The sequence below is a fragment of the Desulfonatronospira thiodismutans ASO3-1 genome (genome assembly GCF_000174435.1).
GTDB classification, from domain to species: Bacteria; Desulfobacterota; Desulfovibrionia; order Desulfovibrionales; family Desulfonatronovibrionaceae; genus Desulfonatronospira; species Desulfonatronospira thiodismutans.
This window is the reverse complement of sequence record NZ_ACJN02000003.1, coordinates 571088-590326: the sequence shown is the minus strand read 5'-3', so window position 1 is coordinate 590326 and position 19239 is coordinate 571088. Positions and strand designations below refer to the sequence as shown.

The following is a 19239-nucleotide window of genomic DNA, read 5'->3' as shown; positions in this document are numbered from 1 at the left end:
AAGTGAAGCAGTGGAAAACATACAAGAGCAGGGTGATTTTTGTGTCCTATTCAGACATAAAACTGATGATAAAAGTATAAGTGAATAAAATCAGGCTGTTGATTGTGTCCAAAATTTGGACACGCAGGACAGATGAAAGGGCAGGGTGGATACCTTTTGGACAGGATTAAGAAGATGACTGGAATGAAAAGTGGAATTAATCGAAAAAGATGCTTGCACAATCAAGGGGCGTTGCCAGGGAGTCTTTGGGCTTAATTCTGGACTGATGCCTGTGGCCAGGGTATCCAGCCCGGGCTGGATGTTGAATTATGTAAGCTGCGGAGCTAAGCCTTTTTCACCTTTTCTGGTAGGACAGGAGTAAGAGCAGGCTTGAGTCTAAAAAAAGCTGGATGCGGGATGTGGCACTTGTTTACCGCATGGGGCATAAAACCATTGAAATGACCATGCGCTATGCCCACCTGATGCCGGATCACAAAAGGGAGGCTGTAAGCAAGCTGGGTGCAAGGAGCTCAGGAAAGGTCATTGGCATAAATCAAGCCAGAGGCGTGGCTTAAGGCATACCCCTGCAAGGTGATTGCAAGCCTGATTCTGAGGGACCAGAGAAACTTTCCAGCAAAACCGGGCAGGTTCCAAGCAAGGCCCTGTAATTGATTGACACCTTATAACATCAAGGATATATTTTTATGTGGGAACTGTTTCTGGCCAGTTCAACAGTGGAGCAGGAGCTTATGGAACTGCCACCGGAAATGAAGGCCAGACTCCTGAAGGTGGCTGAGCTGATCAAGACGCACGGCCTGCCAAATGTCGGGATGCCTTATGTTCGCCACATCCAAGATGAGCTCTGGGAGATAAGGCTTGCAGGAAAGGATGCCATCGGCAGGGGCCTTTATGTAACCCTGGCCGGAAAACGAATTGTTATCCTGCGCTTTTTCGTCAAAAAGACCCGGAAAACTCCAGGGAAGGAAATCAGAACCGCCCTGGAAAGATTAAGGAGCATTTCAGATGAAACCCTTAGGGGAATTGAAGGAAGAAATTCTAAAAGATCCTGATGTCAAAAGGGAATATGACCGCCTGCAGGATGAGTTTGGCTTTGCTTCCATGCTTATTGAGGCCAGGACAAAGGCCGGGCTCACTCAGACCGAACTTGCCAGGCGCATGGGCATGAAGCAGGCAGGAATAGCCCGCCTGGAGTCCGGCAGGCATAATCCGAGCATGAAAACGCTGCAGAAATACGCTGCGGCAACAGGGCATGAATTGTCCGTCCGTATGCTGCCAAGGATGTAGTGAAGGTAACTCAATAGAAACTTGCAGAAAGAGAGGAATCTTTTTATGGCAACATTACTTGATGATCTGACCACTGAAAAGCCAGAGGTGCAGCCTAAGCAATAGCCGGCATGGTCCGGATATTAGAATGCCATTTTTTATCAACACCCCCGCCGAAGCTGCACCCGCCGAGTGTGCTATCATAATTGTGACAAACCGACTTGATTATCCAGATTGGGGCCGACACGCTTTTATTGGATGCCCAGGCCCAAAACGCACCTGATGAAAACACCCGGATTTTTGCACAATGGCGCGCCAGAAACAGCCTTTCTTTGAAAGAGGCTGCTGCGGCATTGGGGCTGACACCACGTACCATCAGCGCTTATAGCACAAGCAGCCGACCAGCACCTAAATACATCGCCTTGGCTTGCAAGGGGTGGGAGGCTGAACGCTCCTGTCATCATTCCTGAAATTGAAGACCTGATAATGAATTAGAAGGCTGCTGCTTCTTCCCAGGGTTTTGCCATAGGCATATGGTAACCATGCAGGGGGCAGGTATCGGACAGGAGTAGGACAAACTGTCATAAAACAAAAAGGGGTTCAGGATAAGTACCTGAACCCCTTGTATTTTTGTGGTAGCGAGGGAGGGACTTGAACCCCCGACACTGCGGATATGAGCCGCATGCTCTGACCTCCTGAGCTACCTCGCCTCGAAAACAGATACAATAACTCTTTTGATGAAAAAATCAAGAGTTTTGTTTGGGGATTTTGCGGGTGGTCGTCGTAAATAAGGGATTATGCGTGTCGTAGTAAATTTTTCGCTGCAGTGCCAGCCATGCAATTAAAAACCATTGCAGATAAAGCCCGCGGATCCGGCCTCAATGGTGTATCCAGAGGCTGGCCTGCCGGAAATTCTTGAAGACTTTTTCGCTCACTGAACCCATAAAAAACCGGCCCAGTCTGCCGGGGCTTTTATGCCGCTCGGTACGGCCCATGGCGATTACTGCAAAACTGTTCTCCCGGGCATAGTCAAGAATTGTGCGGGCAGTATCTGTTCTGTCCAGGCTTTTGGCGGTTATCCTCTTCTGGTCAATGTTGTTGTCCAGGAGTCGGTCTACAGTGCTGTTTATGATTTTTTCCCGGTCTGCCTGGCTCCCGGAACCGGCAACGTGCAGCACAGTGATGTCATGCTCCGGCTCCCCGGCCAGGATGAAGCCCGCGTGATCTGCTGCACCCAGGCTTGCTTCAGACCCATCGGTGCAGATAAGGATATCTTTCTTTGCTCTGACAGGTTCCCGGCAGATCCACAGGGGCATTTCGCATTCCTGGTGCAGAAGTTTGCTGCTGATGCTGTCCTGGACCAGGCTTTCCAGCATGCCGATTCCCCTGTGACCAAGGACCAGGGAGTCGTAAAGACCTTTGCGGCCATAAGAGACCAGATCATGCACCGTGGAGAAGGTCTGCATCTTGAGATCGGTTTTCAGACTGTCTTCGGCAAAGCCGTAACCTTCGAGTTTTTCCCGGGCAGACTGCAGGGCCAGCTTGCCTTTTTCCAGGCTGGCGTGCTGCATCTGAGTGGTCTGATGCGGGGTGGGATCCCCGGGTTCGGCCATGGTCTTCTGGGGATTGTAGGCGATATTAAGCATGTCCACGCGAATCTCGCCCTTGTTGTGGAAAAAGTAGCCAAGGAATCGGGCCCCGTACTGGAGGGAAGCATCATCGCTTACAGCAAGGAGAAAGTGTTTATTCAGTTTTTGCATTTTGTTTTTTCCGGGTTGCACTACGGTCCTGTTCAGGCCGGCGTAGGCATATCAGGCACGGGATTGTGCTTGAGCTGCAAAAAAATGCAGAGGGGCCGGGGATAGTAAAGGCTGTTTCCGGTCCCCTCTGATCCAATGTTTTGTTCAGTTGGTCATACCATTTTGTCCACCATAGTACCCTGTCCTTCTGCATTAGCAGCCCCGGCCTCTGCCTGGGCAGGCTGTGCGGGCTGGGGTGCGGCCTGAGGCGCAGTCTGGGCATCTGCAGCGGCCTCGGTTTCGTTGAGGGTTTTCTGAATAAGTTCCTGTCCCAGCTCATGATTCTGCAGGGAGTTGTTTAGTGCCGTAAGGCCTCCTCCTACGCTGAATCCTTGAATATCCATAATTAGCCTCCTTTTAATTTTTTTCAGGGGACCGAAAAACGCCTTTCGCCCCCTTTATCGGCTGATTAAAAGAAGACTTTAGGGTCAGAGGCTGATTTTTTTTATAAATTCACCTGACCCTCGAGTTCTGACCCGTCCTGGATGGTGACCGGTTTTGCAGAAGTATTGCGGATAAAGGTATTGCCTTTTATTTTTACGTCCCGGCCGAAGTACACGTTGCCTTCCACCCTGAGTTCCTGGCATTCCAGCAGGGAAGGAATCCCGGCAGCGAACCGGTCTTCAAACTGGTCGATGTTCTTGAAGAATCCTGAATCCAGGTGAATATCCGGCATGGGATCCTTGCGCCGGGGGTTGGGCACGATGGTCATCATGTCGGTCATTTCGTACAGGTCGGATTTTACAGCCAGCAGGTCGCTGGTGGTCTTGACCGGTGCAAAGCGGTCCCTGGGGACGTTTAAGGCACCTGCATGGTCGAACGCGGAAATGGCCGAACCCATGGCTGTTTCCAACTGGTAGACCTTGGGGGAGTCCGGGTTTCTTGGGTCAAGGTTTTTGGTATTGATTATGAGGTCAAGGGGGACCATCCTGTGCCTGACGAATACTTTTTCCAGCTCTTCCAGGTTCAGCCAGATGGAGTTGGTGTTGAAAAATGAATATTTCTGGATATCCATGAAGTCTTCCAGTTCATTTTCCGGGCACTGGGCTATCTCTCTGACGGCCAGGCGGTCATTTTTCAGCAGCCTGCACAGATGACCGCCCTTGCGGTCGGTAATGGTCCGGGGAGTGACTTCCATAAGAAAAGTAAACTCCTTGGCCTTGAGGTAGCCCAGGATATTTTCGTCCACCGTGGCCCCGAGATTGTCCGAATTGGAAATAAAGGCGTACTTGTATCCTTTTTCCAGCAGGTTTTTGAGTACTCCGGAAGTGACCAGGGCGGTATAGATATCTCCGTGTCCAGGCGGGTTCCACTCCAGTTCCGGATTTTCAGGCCACTTGGCAGGGCTCAGGTCGTCGGTCAGTATTTTGGGGTACTTATGCTGCAGAAAAGCCTGGGGCAGGTGATAGGGGTTGTCTATCTCCTGGACATGCATCATGGTATCCATATGGGTTCTGAAGCTGTTCATGAACAGAAGGGGCACCCTGGTCTGATACTTTTCCCGCAGAACCTTGATCTGTTCTGCTATTAGATTCAGAAATGACTTTTCTTCGCGGACCTTAATAAGGGACTTGGCTTTTTCCAGACCCATGCTGGTGCCCAGGCCGCCGTTGAGCTTGATGACAGCCAGTTCGGAAATGGCCTCAGGGACTTTTTCCCTGTACTTGGATATGCTGTCCAGGCTTTCCAGTTCATTCTGTTCTACCGGAATGATTTCCTGCTGTGTGAGTTTGCCCTGGCTGCCGTAAAGAAGCTGGGAAAAATAGCACTTGAAAAGATTGACCACTATGGGCGGCAGGGACTGTTCCTCCATCTTCAGGGCATAGGCCTTGAACATCTGCATCAGGTCCGGATCGGTGTTTGAAATGCACTCCAGATTCTTACTATCCATATCTCCTCCGTTATTGATTAATCTCAGCAGTTATCATTTTTTTCCGGGTTTTCCATGGAAGAAGGCTGGCCAGTGCTGGCCAGGACTGAACCCCAATAGTTGGAGTTTATGTTCAGGGTCTTGCGCTTCTGGGTCACCAGGGAAAGGGGCAGATATATGTAGCGGTCCTGGATCATGCTGACCACCATGCTTGTTTTGCCGGCCATGCCTGCATGCACGGCGTGCTGGCCGAGAAATCCACAGTACACCCGGTCATTGGAGTTGGCCGGTACAGAACGGATAATGTAGCTGGGGTCAATGAATTTTAATGTTATTTCCTGTGCTTTTTTATGGAAGTGGTCCAGGATTTCTTTGCGCAACAGGGAACAGATATCGCCCAGAATAATGTTTCCCGAGGGGTCGGCACCCTTGCGGTCAAAAAGTTCCTGTCCGGCACCCTCGGCAACCACAATGACGGCGTGTCCCCTTTTGTCCAGCCTTTTTTCCAGGTGTCTCAAAAAGCCGTTGGAGCCGTGCAGGTCGAACCTGGATTCGGGTATGAGGACAAAATTGACTTCTTTCAGGGCTATGGTGGCCTGGGCGGCGATAAAGCCTGATTCGCGGCCCATGAGTTTGACCATGCCGATGCCGTTGGGTGCGCCCAGAGCCTCGGCATGGGCGCATCCGATGGCTTCGGTGGCCTTTTCCACTGCTGTATCGAAGCCGAAGGTTTTGGAAACGAAGTGAACATCATTATCTATGGTCTTGGGCACACCGATGATAGACATCTTGTTGCCCCTCCGGGCTACCTCCTGCTGGATGGCCTGGGCCGCCTTCATGGTGCCGTCGCCTCCGATCATGAACAGGATGCTTATGTTCATACGTTCCATGGCGTCCACAATATCCTCCGGCGGTTGAGGCCCCCGGGAAGAGGACAGGATGGTGCCGCCGAATTCGTGGATATGGCTTACTGAATCCGGTGTGAGCTCTTCTACGGGATGTCCGTAACTGGGGATGAAGCCCTGAAGCCCGAAGCGTATGCCCAGAACCGATGGGACCTTGTAGTTGTGATGGGCCTCCATGACAATGGCCCTTATGACGTCGTTGATCCCGGGGCAGAGGCCGCCGCAGGTAACAATGGCGCACTTGGTCTTGGAGGGGTCGAAAAAAAGGTTCGACCTGGGTCCGGCCACCTCGATTTCCAGAGGGATGGGGCCGTTGGGCTCCTCGCCGATCATCTCCGGGTCCAGGTTCATGGGTACTGTTTCGCGGTCTTCAATGTAACGCCACAGAGGCAGGGGCGAGGTGACTTTGGACGGGCCTATGGTTTCGATTCTGGTATCGTAGCTGGAGCTCATCAATATCGTTCCTGAGGTTTTATGTTTGAAATGTTTTTAACGCTTTGCAATTGCTTAGCTTAATCCCTGAAGAGTTTTCAGTATTCAGGTGATGACGTCATTTTTACGTAGGTAAGGATATTATAAGCACAAACTTTGTCAACTCTGAATGTTGGGGGTAAAGGGGAGCGGGCCTGGAAAAAGTGGTTGACACTTCCGGTTGAATGCTTAAACCACAAAACCATAGCGGTATCTGTTAAGCACTTTTAAGGAAAGCAGGGTAAAGGCACATCCGCACATATTTTTTTGAAAAAATGACAGGTATTAAAAATAAGTACGGGGAGAGCCACTTCCCAAATAGCGATAGCGATAGATATATGATCAGGAGATGAGTATGAGCAAGCACCACAATCCCTGGATGGAGATCCAGAGCATGCGCGAGGAAATCGACAGGATAATGGATGATGCCCGGGACTGGAGTATGGGACGGGCATCGGACAGGGACAGGTTTGCTTTGTGGCGTCCTGTGGCCGACCTGTACGAGACAGTGGATCAGTACATTATCGAGCTGGAGCTTCCAGGTGTGGATCAGGAAAAAATCAGCCTGGAGTCCAAGGGCGGCCATCTTCTGGTGCACGGGGAAAAGAGAATAGAAAAGGAGGCTACTGGAAGTGCTTACCAGCTGGTGGAGAGGTCTTACGGACCCTTCAGCAGAAAGTTTCAGCTCCCCAGAAATGTAGATTCCGCAGGCATAAAGGCTGTATTTAAAAACGGTGTGCTCACCGTCTCCATCCCCAAGAAAGACACGCCTTCAAAATCAGTGAGCATCAAGGTGGAATAGTTTTTTTATAAGAAAGGCATTTCATACCCCGAGGCCCCTTACTGATGTGACTGCAAAAAGTCTTTTTGCAGTCACAAGAACTCAGAGGTAAGTAAAAATAAAGAGTTGAGTCCCGCGAACCACGCGAACCACGCGAAGCGCGTGGCAGGACGCGTGGTCGATTTCTCAATCCCAGAATTCCGCAATGTATCAATCCTACCTGAATTAATAAACTGTTTAAGTTTACACTTGTTAAATTTTTCTCAAATCTTTCTTGACGATTGAGGCCGGCTGGTTTAGAAAGTGCTCAATTATACCAATGCAGGCTTCTACCCGGCCGGCTGAGCTTTTTACCTGCCGTGAACCGGCAACAGGCCTGTTTTGCTCCGGGCAGGTACAGGTTTTTGGCTTCGCTGCCTCTCCGGTGTGTTTGATTTTTCCAACAATCACTACAATAAGGATCAAGGGTATTATAATGAGTCTGGATGCGAGCATTAAGCAGCACAAATCCCAAATTCTCAACCTCTGGCTCAAAAAATTCACCGATACATACCCGGATGAATCCGCCCGCTTCTTCAAGAACAGCCCCGGACAGTTCAACAATCCCGTGGGCTACACCTTCCGCGTGAACATGGAAAAGATTTTAGACGAATTTTTCCAGGACAACGACCAGGAAAAAATGCGCCAGTACCTGGACGGCATAACCCGCATCCGGGCAGTACAGGGTTTTTCCCCCACCGAGGCCCTCTGTTTTCTGCCCATGCTTCGGGAAACCATCTGGGAAGTCTGCGGCCGGGAGATCGAGAGCAACAACCAGTACGGAGACTGGGTTGATCTGCTCACAAGACTTGACCGGCTTACATATCTGGCATTCGACATCTACATGTCCTGCAGAGAACAGCTCTGGAAACAGCGCTCCGAGATGTTCCACAACAGGACCCACAAGCTTCTGGAAAGAGCCATAGCAAAAAACGCTGCGGAATAGTTTTGGTTTTTTGTATAATGTCTAATCTTTAAAAGAGGTTGCAGCACATGAAAGCGATTTACTCACTGATTCTGGTTGTAGCCCTGATCCTGATTGCCATGGTGGGCGCCGGAGCCCTTGGTATGGGTGCTCTTTTTGGAGTGATCATACCCTATCTTGCGGTGCTGGTTTTCATCGTGGGTTTTGTGGTCAGGGTGGTCCAATGGGGAAAGACTCCGGTGCCGTTTCGCATACCTACAACCTGTGGGCAGGCCAGGAAGTCATTGCCCATGTTCAAGGACAAGTGGAACAGACTGGACAATCCCGGCACCAAGCTGGGGGTCGTGGGCCGCATGTTCTTCGAGGTTTTTCTTTTCCGTTCACTTTTTCGAAATACCAGGGTGGAACTGCATCAGGGTCCACACATTGCCTACTCTTCCAGCAAGTGGCTGTGGATCTTCGCCCTGATATTTCATTACACTTTCCTGTTGATATTTCTTCGTCACATGCGTTTTTTCACAGAGCCTGTTCCTGAGTTGTTTGTGACCATGGATCACATGGACAGCATGTTCCAGATTTTAAGTCCCGCCCTATATCTTTCCAGCGCGCTCATCCTGGTGGCCCTGGGCTATCTGCTACTGAGAAGACTGCTGGTACCTTCTGTGCGCTATATTTCCCAGCCGGCGGATTACTTTCCTCTCTTTCTCATCCTGGGGATCGTGATATCGGGTATGCTCATGCGCTATATAGGGCCCTTCAAAACAGATCTCATGGCCGTCAAAGAGTTGACCATGGGCCTGGTTCAGTTCAGTCCCACCGTGCCCGAGGGTATTGGAGCCACATTCTTTGTACATCTTTTCCTGGTCTCTGTGCTGCTCGTCTATTTTCCTTTCAGCAAGCTCATGCATCTGGGCGGAGTTTTCCTGAGTCCCACCAGGAACCTTCCCAATGACAGCCGCGAAAAGCATCATGAAAATCCCTGGAATTATCCGGTGAAGTTCCATACCTATCAGGCTTATGAAGACGAAAACAGGGAAGTAATGGTCGAGGCCGGGCTGCCGGTGGAAAAGCCTCTGGAAGAAAAGACCGAGGAAGCTTCCGGGGAGGAAACCTCAGATGATAATGCTGAAAAGAAGGAGTAAACAATAATGGCTACACCAAAACCGGATGTACTGTACAGAAATATCAGTCACCATCCGCCTGAGCTGGACTGGATGGATGTACCTCTGGAAATAAAGCCGGGCAGGTACTGTTACGCAGCTGATCCTTCCGCGCTGGAAGCGGTGGGCATGCCCAATGCCAGGAGCTGGAATCCTACGGACGAAGACTGGAAGCTGCCTGAGAACTGGAAGGAAACTTTTCTGGAGGGTATGAAGGACAGGCTGGAGAGGTTTCGGTCTTTCAAAGTGTTCATGGATATATGCGTGCGTTGCGGAGCCTGCGCCGACAAGTGCCATTTCTTCATCGGCTCCGGAGATCCCAAGAATATGCCTGTGCTTAGGGCTGAGCTCCTGCGTTCGGTATACCGCGGCGAGATGACCAAAGCCGGCCAGATCCTGGGACGCATGGCCGGAGGACGCGAACTCAATGAAAAGGTCTTAAAGGAAATCTGGTATTATTATTACCAGTGTACCGAGTGCAGGCGCTGTTCTGTTTACTGCCCATACGGCATTGACCAGGCCGAGATCACCATTATCGGCCGGGAGCTCTTGAATCTGCTGGGACTCCAGCTGGACTGGATCGGCAAGCCTGTGGCCAACTGCAACCGCCTGGGCAACCATCTGGGACTGCCGCCGCACACCTTCAAGGATAACATCGACTTTCTGTGCGATGATATCGAGGAGGCAACCGGGATCAAGCCCGAGCCCACTTTCAATAAGAAAGGCGCGGACATACTCTTCATCACTCCTTCCGGGGACGTGTTCGCAGAACCCGGTATTTTTACCTGCATGGGTTACCTGGTGCTTTTTCACTACCTGCAGGAAGAATACGGCCTGGACATCACCTGGAGCACCTATGCCTCGGAAGGCGGCAACTTCGGCTTTTTCACCTCACACGAGATGATGAAAAAGCTAAACGCCAAGATGTATCACGAGGCGGAGCGCCTGGGCGTGAAATGGATCCTGGGCGGCGAGTGCGGACATATGTGGCGTGTACTGCATCAATATATGGACACCATGAACGGTCCTCCGGAATTTCTGGATGTGCCGGTATCGCCAATTACCGGGACCAGGTTCGATCACGCCGCTTCCACCAAGATGATCCACATCGTGGAATTCGTGGCGGACCTTATCAAGCACAAGAAGCTTCCCATAGATAAGACCCGCAACGATCATCTCAAGGTCACCTTCCACGATTCCTGCAACCCTTCGCGCGGCATGGGTTTTCTGGAAGAACCAAGATATGTCCTCAACAATATCTGTAACAACTTCTACGAGATGCCCGAGGGCACCATCAAGGAGCAGACCTTCTGTTGCGGTGCCGGATCAGGGCTCAACCCCGGGGAAAACGAAGAACTCAGGATGATGGGTGGCCTGCCCAGGGCCAACGCTGTCAAGTTTGTGCGCGACAGGAAGGGAGTCAATACCCTGGCCAATGTATGCGCCATTGACAGGGCTACGCTCAGCGCCTCCATGGATTACTGGGTGCCGGATGTAACAGTTTGCGGGGTGCATGAGCTGCTGGCCAACGCCTTGATTCTGCCCGGGGAGGATCGTCAGACCGACCTGCGGGGTGAACCTTTGCCTGGTAAGGAGGATGAATAATGTACGATGCCAATAAGATCATTCCGGGGCTGATCATATTCGCCCTGTTTATGACCTTTCCCTTCTGGTACAATCTCGGGGCTGACGCCTATTCCACTCCGGAACTGGAACTCCCGGAAGATTATGAAAAGTGCATAGAGAGCACGGAGTTCATGCGTGCCGAGCACATGAACATGCTCGATGAATGGCGCGACCTCTACGTACGCGACGGGTACCAGGAATACTGGAGTGAGCTCAAGCAGGAAAGCTATCCCATGAGCCTGACCAAAACCTGCATGGATTGTCACAGCGACAAGGAGAAGTTTTGCGACCGCTGCCATGATGCCACAGCGGTGGATCCTTATTGCTGGGACTGCCACATCGAGCCTTAGGGGGGAAACATAATGAAAAACAGCAGAAGAAAATTCATCAAGATTGCGGGTATGGCTGCACTGGGTTGGAGCATCTGCCCCTCCCTGGCCGGAGCCAGGTCCGGGCCCAGGCAGAGTGAAAACAGGCTCAGGGCGGATCGCTGGGCTATGGTAATAGACTCAGAAAAGCTTAATGATGAAATCATGGACAAGTGCATAGAGGCCTGCCACAAGCTGCACAATGTGCCTGAGATTCCAAATGATCAAAATATAAAGTGGATCTGGAAGGAACCTTTCTACAATCTGTTCAGTGATCAGTCCCATGGTTATCTCAAAGATAAGAAAAGCCTGCCTTTTCTTACCCTCTGCAACCATTGCGACAATCCACCGTGTGTGCGGGTATGTCCCACACAGGCCACTTTCTCCCGGGATGACGGGATTGTCCTCATGGACTTTCACCGCTGCATAGGCTGCCGTTTCTGCATGGCGGGCTGCCCTTACGGTTCCAGGAGCTTTAATTATTACGACCCCAGAAAATTTCTGGATGATGACGAACTGGACCATGACTATCCAACCAGGGAAATGGGAGTCGTGGAAAAGTGTGAATTTTGTGCCCATCTTGTGGATCAAGGGGAGATGCCAGCCTGTGTTGAGGCATCCGAGGGGGCCATTCTTTTCGGGGATTTGAACGACCCCAATTCAGACGTGCGCAAGGTTTTGCAGGAAAGATATTCTCTGCTACGCAAACCCAAACTGGGCACTGACCCACAAGTCTATTATCTAATTTAAGGGGTGTAAAATGCTCGAGAAAGCAATAAAAGGAAGCGCTTTATACTGGATATGGCTGCTGGTATTGCTGGCGGTCATTGGAGTGGGTTTCGGGGCCTACCTGCAACAGCTGGATCAGGGCCTCTCGGTGACCGCCCTGAACCGGGACATCTCCTGGGGACTGTACATTGCCCAGTTGACCTTCCTGGTTGGAGTCGCCGCCTCGGCGGTCATGATGGTCATCCCCATGTATCTGCATAATCACAAGGCTTTCGCACGGATGCTCATTCTGGGTGAGTTCATGGCCGTGGCCACCATTATCATGTGCCTGCTTTTTGTAGTGGTGGACCTGGGCCAGCCCCAGAGGTTGTGGAACGTTGTCCTTTATCCCACTCCCAGTTCGGTACTTTTCTGGGATATGGTAGTGCTCAACGGATATCTGTTCTTAAACATTCTTATCGGCTGGGTGACTCTGCAGGCCGAGCGCAAGCGTGTCGGACCTCCCAGGTGGATCAAGCCTTTTATCTATCTGTCCATACCCTGGGCCATAAGCATACATACGGTAACGGCCTTTCTGTATGCCGGTCTGCCCGGCCGCGACTTCTGGCTGACAGCCTCCATGGCTCCGTCCTTTCTGGCCTCGGCTTTTGCCGCTGGACCGGCCCTCTTAATTCTGCTGGCCTTTGCCGTGAAAATCTTTGCCAAATGGGATCCGGGGCGGGAAGCCATCCAGTCCCTGGCCAAGATTGTTACCTATGCCCTGGCCGCCTATCTGTTTCTCATCGGATGTAAGATATTCACAGCGGCATACAGCATGGTCCCGGACAAGCTGGCCCACTGGGAATATCTCTATTTCGGTCTTGAAGGACATACCATGCTGTCTGTCTTCATGTGGGTGTCCACAGCAGCCGGGGTTTCAGCCCTGCTGATTCTGCTCTTTCCCAAAAACCGGCAGGCTGAAAACATTCTGGCCTTTGCCTGTGTCCTGGTGCTCATCAGTACCTGGATCGAAAAGGGTATGGGGCTTATTACAGCTGGCTTTGTCCCCACCCCCATGAAGGAAGTCCTTACCTATGCACCCACAGGTCCGGAGATACTTATTACTCTGGGCATCTATGGCATAGGCTTTTTGATTATCACTGTCCTCTGGAAAGTGGGTATAGGGGTGCGCAAGGAAATTGAGGCCACCTGACTTGACCCGGACTTCAGACTGATTAGATAGACAAATGAGCCGGCACCAGTGCCGGCTCATTTGTCTTGCAAAAACGACAAGGCACGCCTGCAAAAAGTATTTCTGCCAGGCCGGTAGCGTGGCAGAGAAGAACAGGCAGGTTGCTTATAGGCTGATCTTTGACAGTTGATATTCGTCCCTGGAGCTGTTTCTGCCGGTGAGGGCAGGGGCCTGGTGTTCTACCACCTGTTTTTTTTGCTTCGCAGTTCACTGCCTTCTCCAGGATAGATTTTCTGCTCCTGGGGCAAGGTAGGCTCGCTTACTTCAGGCCAGACGTCAGGTAAAGGATCGGGTCCTTTCCGGGCCTCGAATACCGGCTTGCTGTCCTGCATTCTGGGGGTTTTTCGCAGGTCGAATTCCGGGTTGGCCCAGGAGAATTCGATGGGAATATTGTTGGGGTCAAATGAATACAGGGAATAAATAAAACCATGGTCCAGGATTTCCGAGACCCAGATATCGGCGGCCTTGAGGCGGTCGTAGATCTGCCACATATCTTCCAGAGTTTCTACCTCCAGGGCCAGGTGATCGAAGCCGAAAGGACCTTGAACCGGTACCCCGTGGTCTTTTTCAGGAATAGGCTGGACATGGTTCCACTCAAAAAAAAGCAGCATGTCCCTGGGGCCGATTTCAAAAAAATACTGGCGGTAACCGGGCCTGCCCAGTCCGGCAATGAGGCGCAGCCCCACTAGATCGCGCCAGAATCTGATGGTGGCATTCAAGTCCCCGGTGGCCAGGGCGATATGGTTGATTCCCTTGTATCTCATTGGCAATCCTTGAAAAAAATATATTGAAAATCCAGCTTGACATCGCTTTGTTATTTTGACTAACTCCCATTTTACTTTGTTTCAAGGTTCAATTTAGTCACTATTGTTAAACTAATTAAATCGGAGGTTTATTATGTCTTACCTGGTAACTGTAGATGTGGAAAAATGCAACGGCGACGGTGAATGTGTTGACGTATGTCCCGTTGAAGTATTCGAGCTCAAGGACGGCAAGGCTGATCCCGTGAACATGGAAGAGTGCCTGGGCTGTGAGTCCTGTGTGGAAGTCTGTGAAGAGGGCGCTATTACCGTAACAGAGCAGTAATCTTGCTTTTGCGCAGATGATAAGAAGGGGAGGGCCTTGGCCCTCCCCTTCTTTTTTGTCCTGTGTCCGGCAGGGTGCTGAAGTTTTTTTTACACCCGTGAGGTGATTAAAATTTGATTAAGATTGACAGTTGTGAACAGAAAAAAAAGATACTATAAAGGTCCTGTATCTGTAGAGAACTGGTATCAGGAGGAACCATGAATTCAGGCATAGATTTAAGCCCTTATTTTTCAAGATATGAGCAATTGATGCAGGGCGTTGACAGTATATTTCACAAGATGAAGGGGGATTTCCCGGGCGAGGTGCGCTGCGATGACGGCTGCACGGATTGCTGTTATGCCCTTTTTGACCTGTCCCTGGTGGAGGCCCTGTATCTGAACCACAGGTTTCAGGAGCTGGACACCAGCTTGAGGAACATGGTCCTGGTGGAAGCAGACAAGGCTGACCGCAGGACCCACAAGATAAAAAAGCAGCTCTTCAAGGAACATGAAGGCGGGGCCTCTGAGGAAGAGATTCTGAAAAAGGCGGGTAAAGAAAGAGTTCAGTGCCCTCTTCTGATGGAAGGCAAGTGCATTCTTTACGAATCCAGGCCGCTGACCTGTCGTCTTTACGGGCTGCCCATGAAAATAGGAGAAAATACTGTCTCCTGCTCCATGTCCAGGTTTGAGCCGGGAGTACAGTATCCTACAGTGGATATGCACAAGCTGCATGAGCAGTTATTGCACTTGAGCCAGGAACTGGCCAAAGGCATAGGGACTAAGTATGTTGAACTGCATACTGTCCTGGTGCCTGTTTCCATGGCCCTGCTTACCGAGTATGACCGGGAATACCTGGGGGTTGAGGCTGCACAGAATTCATGCGAAACAACTTCCAAAGATCAGAAAGGACCCACCCGGGAATGGGTGCTGGGATCCGGAGAGTAGTTCATGAGCGAGGAAAACAGACAGGAACAGGACAGGCACAAAAAAGCCATATACGATTCACTGGCCCCGCGCAGGAAAAAATTCATCGACAGGATAGGCTATGATCGCTGGGATCCTTTTCAGGAACCCAAAAATCCCATCGAGATCAGGCGTGACGGGACCCAGAGGACCAGCAAGGAACTTATGCGCATGTTTCTGCATGAACGCCCGCCCAGGGAGTACAGCAATTCCTATGGTCAGGGTGTTCTGGAAATGTGCATGGGCATCATTAATGACGAGGACAGGATCCGGGCCATGTACGAGTTTTCCCTGTGGTACAGCGAGCTTCTCAAGAGGGAAAACAAGGAATACAAGGAAAGGTAGTCCTGCAAAAATATTTTACCAGGAGCATATATGACTCAAAGCAGCATTGAAGAAAAGATCCAGGAACTAAAAGCCAGACTGGCCAAGAATCCCGAGTGCGGGGTGACCAACTACAATTTAGGAGTGCATTACATGGCCCTGCGTGACTTTGAGACCGCCAGGCAGTATCTGCAGGAGGCCATCCGCAAATCTCCCGACCTGGCCGAGGCTTATGTACAGCTTGGCGGTATAGCCATGAACGAAGGTGACCTGGATGGTTGTTTCAGTTACAATGAAATGGCCAGCAAAATCAGGCACCGCTTTGCTGTGCCGCACGGCAACATGGGGTTTGTCCACCTGCAGCGCGGCGACGTGGACAAGGCCATTGCCTCCCTGAAGCGGGCCATTTCCTTTGATCCCCAGTTTGTGCAGGCCCATGCAACCCTGGGCAATGCCTATTATATGCAGGGGGATCTGGAAGGTTGCCTGCAGCAGTGCCAGAAGGCTGTTGATCTCGAGCCCAATTTCGGCCCGGCCTACAATACCATGGGCCTTGCCTGCATGGACAGGCAGGATTTTGAAGCGGCCAGTAAGTACTTCAAGAAGGCCCAGGAAACCGGCTATGAAGTAGCTCCCGAAATCTGGCAGGAGCTGGAACAGACGGGCTGATTCTCCAGGAGAGCCCTCATGGGGGTCAGGGATGGGGGGTATAACCGGCTAAATGGAAGAAATTGCTGAAATGCCGAATCCATGGCTCAGTTTGGAAATTACTATTGACATCAGACCTTCATTGTGGGAAAAATCACGAAATTCGGCTGCACGCAACGTCAGTCCAGTGGTTAAGCCGTCACCGTACCGGCTAACGAGGTGGGGCGGTTTTTATAAACAGGGTAGTAAACATAATCTTAAGGAGGATTTGCAATGCCTAAACATGAAACTCCTTTGCTGGATCAACTCGAAAGCGGCGCATGGCCGAGTTTCGTGGCTGATCTGAAAAGGCAGGCAGGGTCCAGGCAACAGAAGCAGAACGAGATTGAATTCCAGATCCCGGTGGATGTGGTGGACGATCTCCTGGGGCTTTTGGAGCTTTCCTATGTGGAAAAGGAAGTGCACTGGAAGCACGGCGGCATTGTCGGTGTCTTCGGGTACGGCGGCGGAGTCATCGGGCGCTACTGCGATCAGCCGGAAAAATTTCCCGGTGTTGCGCATTTTCATACCATGCGCGTCAACCAGCCTGCAGGCAAGTACTACAAAACCGATTATCTCCGCCAGCTCTGCGATCTGTGGGATTTCCGCGGCAGCGGCCTGACCAACATGCACGGCTCCACCGGGGACATTGTTCTTCTGGGAACCACCACTCCGCAGCTTGAAGAGATCTTTTACGAGCTCACCCACAAGATGGATCAGGATCTGGGCGGTTCCGGCTCCAACCTGCGCACCCCGGCCGCCTGTCTGGGCGAGTCCCGCTGCGAATGGGCCTGTTACGACACCCAGGAGCTGTGCTACCAGATGACCATGGAGTACCAGGACGAGCTGCACAGGCCCGCCTTTCCCTACAAGTTCAAATTCAAGTTCGACGGATGCCCCAATGGCTGCGTGGCCTCCATAGCCCGCGCTGATATGTCTTTTATCGGCACCTGGCGGGATGATATCCGCATCGATCAGGAGGCCGTGGCTGCTTACGTGGGCGGCGAGATCAAGCCCAACGGCGGCGCTCACGCCGGCAAGGACTGGGGTCCCTTCGACATCCAGAAGGAAGTCATTGATCTTTGCCCCACAAAGTGCATGTGGATGGAAGGCGGCAAGCTGAACATCAACGACCGGGAATGCACCCGCTGCATGCACTGCATCAACGTCATGCCCCGTGCCCTGCGCATCGGCAATGACCGCGGCCTGAGCATCCTCTGCGGCGCCAAAGCCCCCATCCTGGATGGAGCACAGCTCGGCTCTCTGCTGGTGCCCTTCATGAAGGTTGATGAATCCTATGACGGAGTCAAGGAAGTAATCGAGAATATCTGGGATTGGTGGATGGAAGAAGGCAAGAACCGCGAAAGGCTGGGCGAGACCATGAAGCGCCAAGGCTTCCAGAAGCTGCTTGAAGTCACCGGCATTGATCCCGATCCCAGGCATGTCTCCGAGCCCAGGCACAATCCCTACATCTTCTGGAAAGAAGAAGAAGTGCCCGGCGGTTTTGAGCGCGACATCAACGATTACAGATCACGTCATCCGAAATAAGGAGGTAAGAAATGGCTTTTATTTCATCCGGATACAATCCAGACAAGCCGATGGAAGATCGCATTACCGACATCGGCCCCAGGCATTATTCAGAGTTTTTGCCTCCGGTAATCAAAAACAACAAAGGCAAATGGCTGTGGCATGAGATCCTGGAGCCAGGCGTACTCATGCACAAGGCTGAAAGTGGTGACGAGGTTTACACCGTGCGCTGCGGCTCTCCCCGCCTTATGGGTACAGAAACCCTGCGCGAGGCCCTGGAGATCGCAGACAAGCACTGTGACGGCTACCTGCGCTTCACTACCCGCAACAATATCGAGTTCATGGTGGACAGCAAGGACAAGGTCCAGCCCCTCAAGGACGACCTGCAAAGCCGCAAGCATGAAGGCGGCAGCTACAAGTTCCCCGTGGGCGGAACTGGTGCCGGCTTGACCAATATCGTTCATACTCAGGGATGGATTCACTGTCACACTCCGGCCTCGGACGCCTCAGGCACAGTCAAGGTAGTCATGGACGAGCTGTTCGAGGAATTTCAGCAGATGAGGTTCCCGGCTCAGCTGCGCATCTCCATGGCCTGCTGCCTGAACATGTGCGGTGCTGTGCACTGCTCGGATATCGCTATCCTGGGCTATCACCGCAAGCCGCCCATCATCGACCACAAAGAGGTGGAAAACCTCTGCGAGATTCCCCTGGCAGTAGCTGCATGTCCTACAGCGGCTATCCGCCCCGCCAAGACCACCATCACCGATGACCGCACCGGTGAGGAAAAGACAGTCAAGACCGTGGCCATCAAGAACGAGCGCTGCATGTTCTGCGGCAACTGCTACACCATGTGCCCGGCTCTGCCCCTGACCGACGCCGAAGGCGACGGACTGGTCATCATGGCCGGTGGAAAGGTATCCAACCGTATCAGTGAGCCCAAGTTCTCCAAGGTGGTTGTGGCCTTCATTCCCAACGAGACCCCGCGCTGGCCTTCATTGGCCAAGTGCATGCGCCAACTGGTGGACGCCTACGTCAAGGGTGCCAAAAAGTACGAGAGGTTCGGCGACTGGGCCGAGCGCATCGGCTGGGAGCGCTTCTTTGAAGTTACCGGTCTGGAATTCACCCATCATCTCATTGATGATTTCCGTGATCCGGCTTACTACACCTGGAGACAGACCACCAACTTCAAGTTCTAACTTGAATTACAGCAATGCCAGACGCCGCCCGATTAAGGGCGGCGTCTTAAACCAATAGGAGGCGAAATGGACAAAGAAGCTGCAAAACAGGAAATTATCAATTTTCTGGAGTCCAAGTCAGGATCAAAGACCAAGTTCTATTTCAATGACTTTACCAAGATTTTTCCGGATATGAAGGCCAGAGAAGTAAAGAAGCTCCTGAGCGAACTGGTTCAGGAAGAAAAGCTGGTTTACTGGTCCAGCGGCAGTACCACCATGTACGGCATGAAGGGAGCCGGCAAGACCGCAGAAGGCTAATTCAGAGTTTTTTG

Annotated in this window: 23 protein-coding genes and 1 tRNA gene; 18 read left to right on the top strand and 6 right to left on the bottom strand. The window is 51.8% G+C overall.

Annotated elements, in window-relative coordinates:
- Positions 1 to 389: 389 nt before the first annotated feature.
- The 4 genes from DTHIO_RS21875 to DTHIO_RS21725 all read left to right on the top strand — a co-directional run bounded on the left by DTHIO_RS21875 (position 390) and on the right by DTHIO_RS21725 (position 1733).
- Entirely contained in the window at positions 390 to 554 is a 165-nt protein-coding gene (locus DTHIO_RS21875) for a hypothetical protein (RefSeq protein ID WP_208596427.1), read from the top strand.
- 129 nt (positions 555 to 683) lie between these two features.
- Positions 684 to 1049 (top strand): type II toxin-antitoxin system RelE/ParE family toxin, encoded by a 366-nt coding sequence (locus tag DTHIO_RS14595; RefSeq protein WP_008871031.1) that lies wholly within the window; start codon positions 684 to 686, stop codon positions 1047 to 1049.
- Complete coding sequence (locus DTHIO_RS14590; RefSeq protein ID WP_008871030.1) at positions 1003 to 1284, top strand: helix-turn-helix domain-containing protein; 282 nt, start codon at positions 1003 to 1005, stop codon at positions 1282 to 1284. Before DTHIO_RS14595 ends, DTHIO_RS14590 begins: the two co-directional genes overlap by 47 nt.
- A gap of 200 nt (positions 1285 to 1484) precedes the next feature.
- Positions 1485 to 1733 (top strand): helix-turn-helix domain-containing protein, encoded by a 249-nt coding sequence (locus DTHIO_RS21725; protein ID WP_208596426.1) that lies wholly within the window; start codon positions 1485 to 1487, stop codon positions 1731 to 1733.
- Between the two features lie 163 nt (positions 1734 to 1896).
- On the opposite strand, the gene DTHIO_RS14585 is transcribed toward DTHIO_RS21725, so the two are convergent.
- The 5 genes from DTHIO_RS14585 to DTHIO_RS14565 form a co-directional block, all read right to left on the bottom strand.
- Positions 1897 to 1973 (bottom strand) — tRNA-Met (locus DTHIO_RS14585).
- Positions 1974 to 2141: 168 nt separating this feature from the next.
- The gene (locus DTHIO_RS14580; protein WP_008871029.1) at positions 2142 to 3023 is read right to left on the bottom strand and encodes a universal stress protein; all 882 of its coding nucleotides are present in this window, start codon (positions 3021 to 3023) and stop codon (positions 2142 to 2144) included.
- A gap of 152 nt (positions 3024 to 3175) precedes the next feature.
- The gene (locus DTHIO_RS14575) at positions 3176 to 3406 is read right to left on the bottom strand and encodes a hypothetical protein (protein WP_008871028.1); all 231 of its coding nucleotides are present in this window, start codon (positions 3404 to 3406) and stop codon (positions 3176 to 3178) included.
- 101 nt (positions 3407 to 3507) lie between these two features.
- Complete coding sequence (locus DTHIO_RS14570; protein ID WP_008871027.1) at positions 3508 to 4953, bottom strand: UTP--glucose-1-phosphate uridylyltransferase; 1446 nt, start codon at positions 4951 to 4953, stop codon at positions 3508 to 3510.
- Between the two features lie 23 nt (positions 4954 to 4976).
- Positions 4977 to 6290: an ATP-dependent 6-phosphofructokinase gene (locus DTHIO_RS14565; protein ID WP_008871026.1), complete on the bottom strand. Its 1314-nt coding sequence runs from the start codon at positions 6288 to 6290 to the stop codon at positions 4977 to 4979.
- 373 nt (positions 6291 to 6663) lie between these two features.
- Here DTHIO_RS14565 and DTHIO_RS14560 point away from each other — a divergent pair, with 373 nt between their 5' ends.
- The 7 genes from DTHIO_RS14560 to dsrP all read left to right on the top strand — a co-directional run bounded on the left by DTHIO_RS14560 (position 6664) and on the right by dsrP (position 13128).
- Positions 6664 to 7110: an Hsp20/alpha crystallin family protein gene (locus DTHIO_RS14560; RefSeq protein ID WP_008871025.1), complete on the top strand. Its 447-nt coding sequence runs from the start codon at positions 6664 to 6666 to the stop codon at positions 7108 to 7110.
- 454 nt (positions 7111 to 7564) lie between these two features.
- Positions 7565 to 8074: an RsbRD N-terminal domain-containing protein gene (locus DTHIO_RS14555; RefSeq protein WP_008871024.1), complete on the top strand. Its 510-nt coding sequence runs from the start codon at positions 7565 to 7567 to the stop codon at positions 8072 to 8074.
- A gap of 47 nt (positions 8075 to 8121) precedes the next feature.
- Positions 8122 to 9195 (top strand): sulfate reduction electron transfer complex DsrMKJOP subunit DsrM, encoded by a 1074-nt coding sequence (gene dsrM, locus DTHIO_RS14550; protein WP_008871023.1) that lies wholly within the window; start codon positions 8122 to 8124, stop codon positions 9193 to 9195.
- 6 nt (positions 9196 to 9201) lie between these two features.
- On the top strand, positions 9202 to 10818 hold the full coding sequence (gene dsrK / locus DTHIO_RS14545; RefSeq protein ID WP_008871022.1) for a sulfate reduction electron transfer complex DsrMKJOP subunit DsrK: 1617 nt from the start codon (positions 9202 to 9204) through the stop codon (positions 10816 to 10818).
- A complete protein-coding gene (gene dsrJ, locus DTHIO_RS14540; protein WP_008871021.1) occupies positions 10818 to 11189 on the top strand; it encodes a sulfate reduction electron transfer complex DsrMKJOP subunit DsrJ in 372 nt (123 codons plus the stop codon). Before dsrK ends, dsrJ begins: the two co-directional genes overlap by 1 nt.
- Before the next feature lie 12 nt (positions 11190 to 11201).
- Entirely contained in the window at positions 11202 to 11957 is a 756-nt protein-coding gene (gene dsrO / locus DTHIO_RS14535) for a sulfate reduction electron transfer complex DsrMKJOP subunit DsrO (RefSeq protein ID WP_008871020.1), read from the top strand.
- Between the two features lie 10 nt (positions 11958 to 11967).
- The gene (gene dsrP / locus DTHIO_RS14530; RefSeq protein ID WP_008871019.1) at positions 11968 to 13128 is read left to right on the top strand and encodes a sulfate reduction electron transfer complex DsrMKJOP subunit DsrP; all 1161 of its coding nucleotides are present in this window, start codon (positions 11968 to 11970) and stop codon (positions 13126 to 13128) included.
- Positions 13129 to 13346: 218 nt separating this feature from the next.
- On the opposite strand, the gene DTHIO_RS14525 is transcribed toward dsrP, so the two are convergent.
- Complete coding sequence (locus DTHIO_RS14525; protein WP_008871018.1) at positions 13347 to 13931, bottom strand: VOC family protein; 585 nt, start codon at positions 13929 to 13931, stop codon at positions 13347 to 13349.
- A 133-nt stretch (positions 13932 to 14064) separates the two neighbouring features.
- On the opposite strand from DTHIO_RS14525, the gene DTHIO_RS14520 reads away from it, so the two are divergent.
- The 7 genes from DTHIO_RS14520 to DTHIO_RS14490 all read left to right on the top strand — a co-directional run bounded on the left by DTHIO_RS14520 (position 14065) and on the right by DTHIO_RS14490 (position 19225).
- Entirely contained in the window at positions 14065 to 14253 is a 189-nt protein-coding gene (locus DTHIO_RS14520; protein ID WP_008871017.1) for a ferredoxin, read from the top strand.
- A gap of 197 nt (positions 14254 to 14450) precedes the next feature.
- On the top strand, positions 14451 to 15176 hold the full coding sequence (locus DTHIO_RS14515) for a YkgJ family cysteine cluster protein (protein WP_008871016.1): 726 nt from the start codon (positions 14451 to 14453) through the stop codon (positions 15174 to 15176).
- A gap of 3 nt (positions 15177 to 15179) precedes the next feature.
- Positions 15180 to 15539 carry a hypothetical protein gene (locus tag DTHIO_RS14510; protein WP_008871015.1) on the top strand — a complete coding sequence of 120 codons (360 nt, stop codon included), beginning with the start codon at positions 15180 to 15182 and terminating at the stop codon, positions 15537 to 15539.
- Between the two features lie 30 nt (positions 15540 to 15569).
- Positions 15570 to 16187: a tetratricopeptide repeat protein gene (locus tag DTHIO_RS14505; RefSeq protein ID WP_008871014.1), complete on the top strand. Its 618-nt coding sequence runs from the start codon at positions 15570 to 15572 to the stop codon at positions 16185 to 16187.
- Between the two features lie 252 nt (positions 16188 to 16439).
- Complete coding sequence (gene dsrA / locus DTHIO_RS14500) at positions 16440 to 17753, top strand: dissimilatory-type sulfite reductase subunit alpha (RefSeq protein ID WP_008871013.1); 1314 nt, start codon at positions 16440 to 16442, stop codon at positions 17751 to 17753.
- Between the two features lie 11 nt (positions 17754 to 17764).
- The gene (gene dsrB / locus DTHIO_RS14495; protein WP_008871012.1) at positions 17765 to 18928 is read left to right on the top strand and encodes a dissimilatory-type sulfite reductase subunit beta; all 1164 of its coding nucleotides are present in this window, start codon (positions 17765 to 17767) and stop codon (positions 18926 to 18928) included.
- Between the two features lie 66 nt (positions 18929 to 18994).
- Positions 18995 to 19225 (top strand): dissimilatory sulfite reductase D family protein, encoded by a 231-nt coding sequence (locus DTHIO_RS14490; RefSeq protein ID WP_008871011.1) that lies wholly within the window; start codon positions 18995 to 18997, stop codon positions 19223 to 19225.
- Positions 19226 to 19239: the final 14 nt, after the last annotated feature.

Coding starts and splice junctions, on each gene's coding strand:
- DTHIO_RS21875 (WP_208596427.1), top strand. CDS start 390: ATGCGGGATGTGGCACTTGTTTACCGCATGGGGCATAAAACCATTGAA.
- DTHIO_RS14595 (WP_008871031.1), top strand. CDS start 684: ATGTGGGAACTGTTTCTGGCCAGTTCAACAGTGGAGCAGGAGCTTATG.
- DTHIO_RS14590 (WP_008871030.1), top strand. CDS start 1,003: ATGAAACCCTTAGGGGAATTGAAGGAAGAAATTCTAAAAGATCCTGAT.
- DTHIO_RS14580 (WP_008871029.1), bottom strand. CDS start 3,023: ATGCAAAAACTGAATAAACACTTTCTCCTTGCTGTAAGCGATGATGCT.
- DTHIO_RS14575 (WP_008871028.1), bottom strand. CDS start 3,406: ATGGATATTCAAGGATTCAGCGTAGGAGGAGGCCTTACGGCACTAAAC.
- DTHIO_RS14570 (WP_008871027.1), bottom strand. CDS start 4,953: ATGGATAGTAAGAATCTGGAGTGCATTTCAAACACCGATCCGGACCTG.
- DTHIO_RS14565 (WP_008871026.1), bottom strand. CDS start 6,290: ATGAGCTCCAGCTACGATACCAGAATCGAAACCATAGGCCCGTCCAAA.
- DTHIO_RS14560 (WP_008871025.1), top strand. CDS start 6,664: ATGAGCAAGCACCACAATCCCTGGATGGAGATCCAGAGCATGCGCGAG.
- DTHIO_RS14555 (WP_008871024.1), top strand. CDS start 7,565: ATGAGTCTGGATGCGAGCATTAAGCAGCACAAATCCCAAATTCTCAAC.
- dsrM (WP_008871023.1), top strand. CDS start 8,122: ATGAAAGCGATTTACTCACTGATTCTGGTTGTAGCCCTGATCCTGATT.
- dsrK (WP_008871022.1), top strand. CDS start 9,202: ATGGCTACACCAAAACCGGATGTACTGTACAGAAATATCAGTCACCAT.
- dsrJ (WP_008871021.1), top strand. CDS start 10,818: ATGTACGATGCCAATAAGATCATTCCGGGGCTGATCATATTCGCCCTG.
- dsrO (WP_008871020.1), top strand. CDS start 11,202: ATGAAAAACAGCAGAAGAAAATTCATCAAGATTGCGGGTATGGCTGCA.
- dsrP (WP_008871019.1), top strand. CDS start 11,968: ATGCTCGAGAAAGCAATAAAAGGAAGCGCTTTATACTGGATATGGCTG.
- DTHIO_RS14525 (WP_008871018.1), bottom strand. CDS start 13,931: ATGAGATACAAGGGAATCAACCATATCGCCCTGGCCACCGGGGACTTG.
- DTHIO_RS14520 (WP_008871017.1), top strand. CDS start 14,065: ATGTCTTACCTGGTAACTGTAGATGTGGAAAAATGCAACGGCGACGGT.
- DTHIO_RS14515 (WP_008871016.1), top strand. CDS start 14,451: ATGAATTCAGGCATAGATTTAAGCCCTTATTTTTCAAGATATGAGCAA.
- DTHIO_RS14510 (WP_008871015.1), top strand. CDS start 15,180: ATGAGCGAGGAAAACAGACAGGAACAGGACAGGCACAAAAAAGCCATA.
- DTHIO_RS14505 (WP_008871014.1), top strand. CDS start 15,570: ATGACTCAAAGCAGCATTGAAGAAAAGATCCAGGAACTAAAAGCCAGA.
- dsrA (WP_008871013.1), top strand. CDS start 16,440: ATGCCTAAACATGAAACTCCTTTGCTGGATCAACTCGAAAGCGGCGCA.
- dsrB (WP_008871012.1), top strand. CDS start 17,765: ATGGCTTTTATTTCATCCGGATACAATCCAGACAAGCCGATGGAAGAT.
- DTHIO_RS14490 (WP_008871011.1), top strand. CDS start 18,995: ATGGACAAAGAAGCTGCAAAACAGGAAATTATCAATTTTCTGGAGTCC.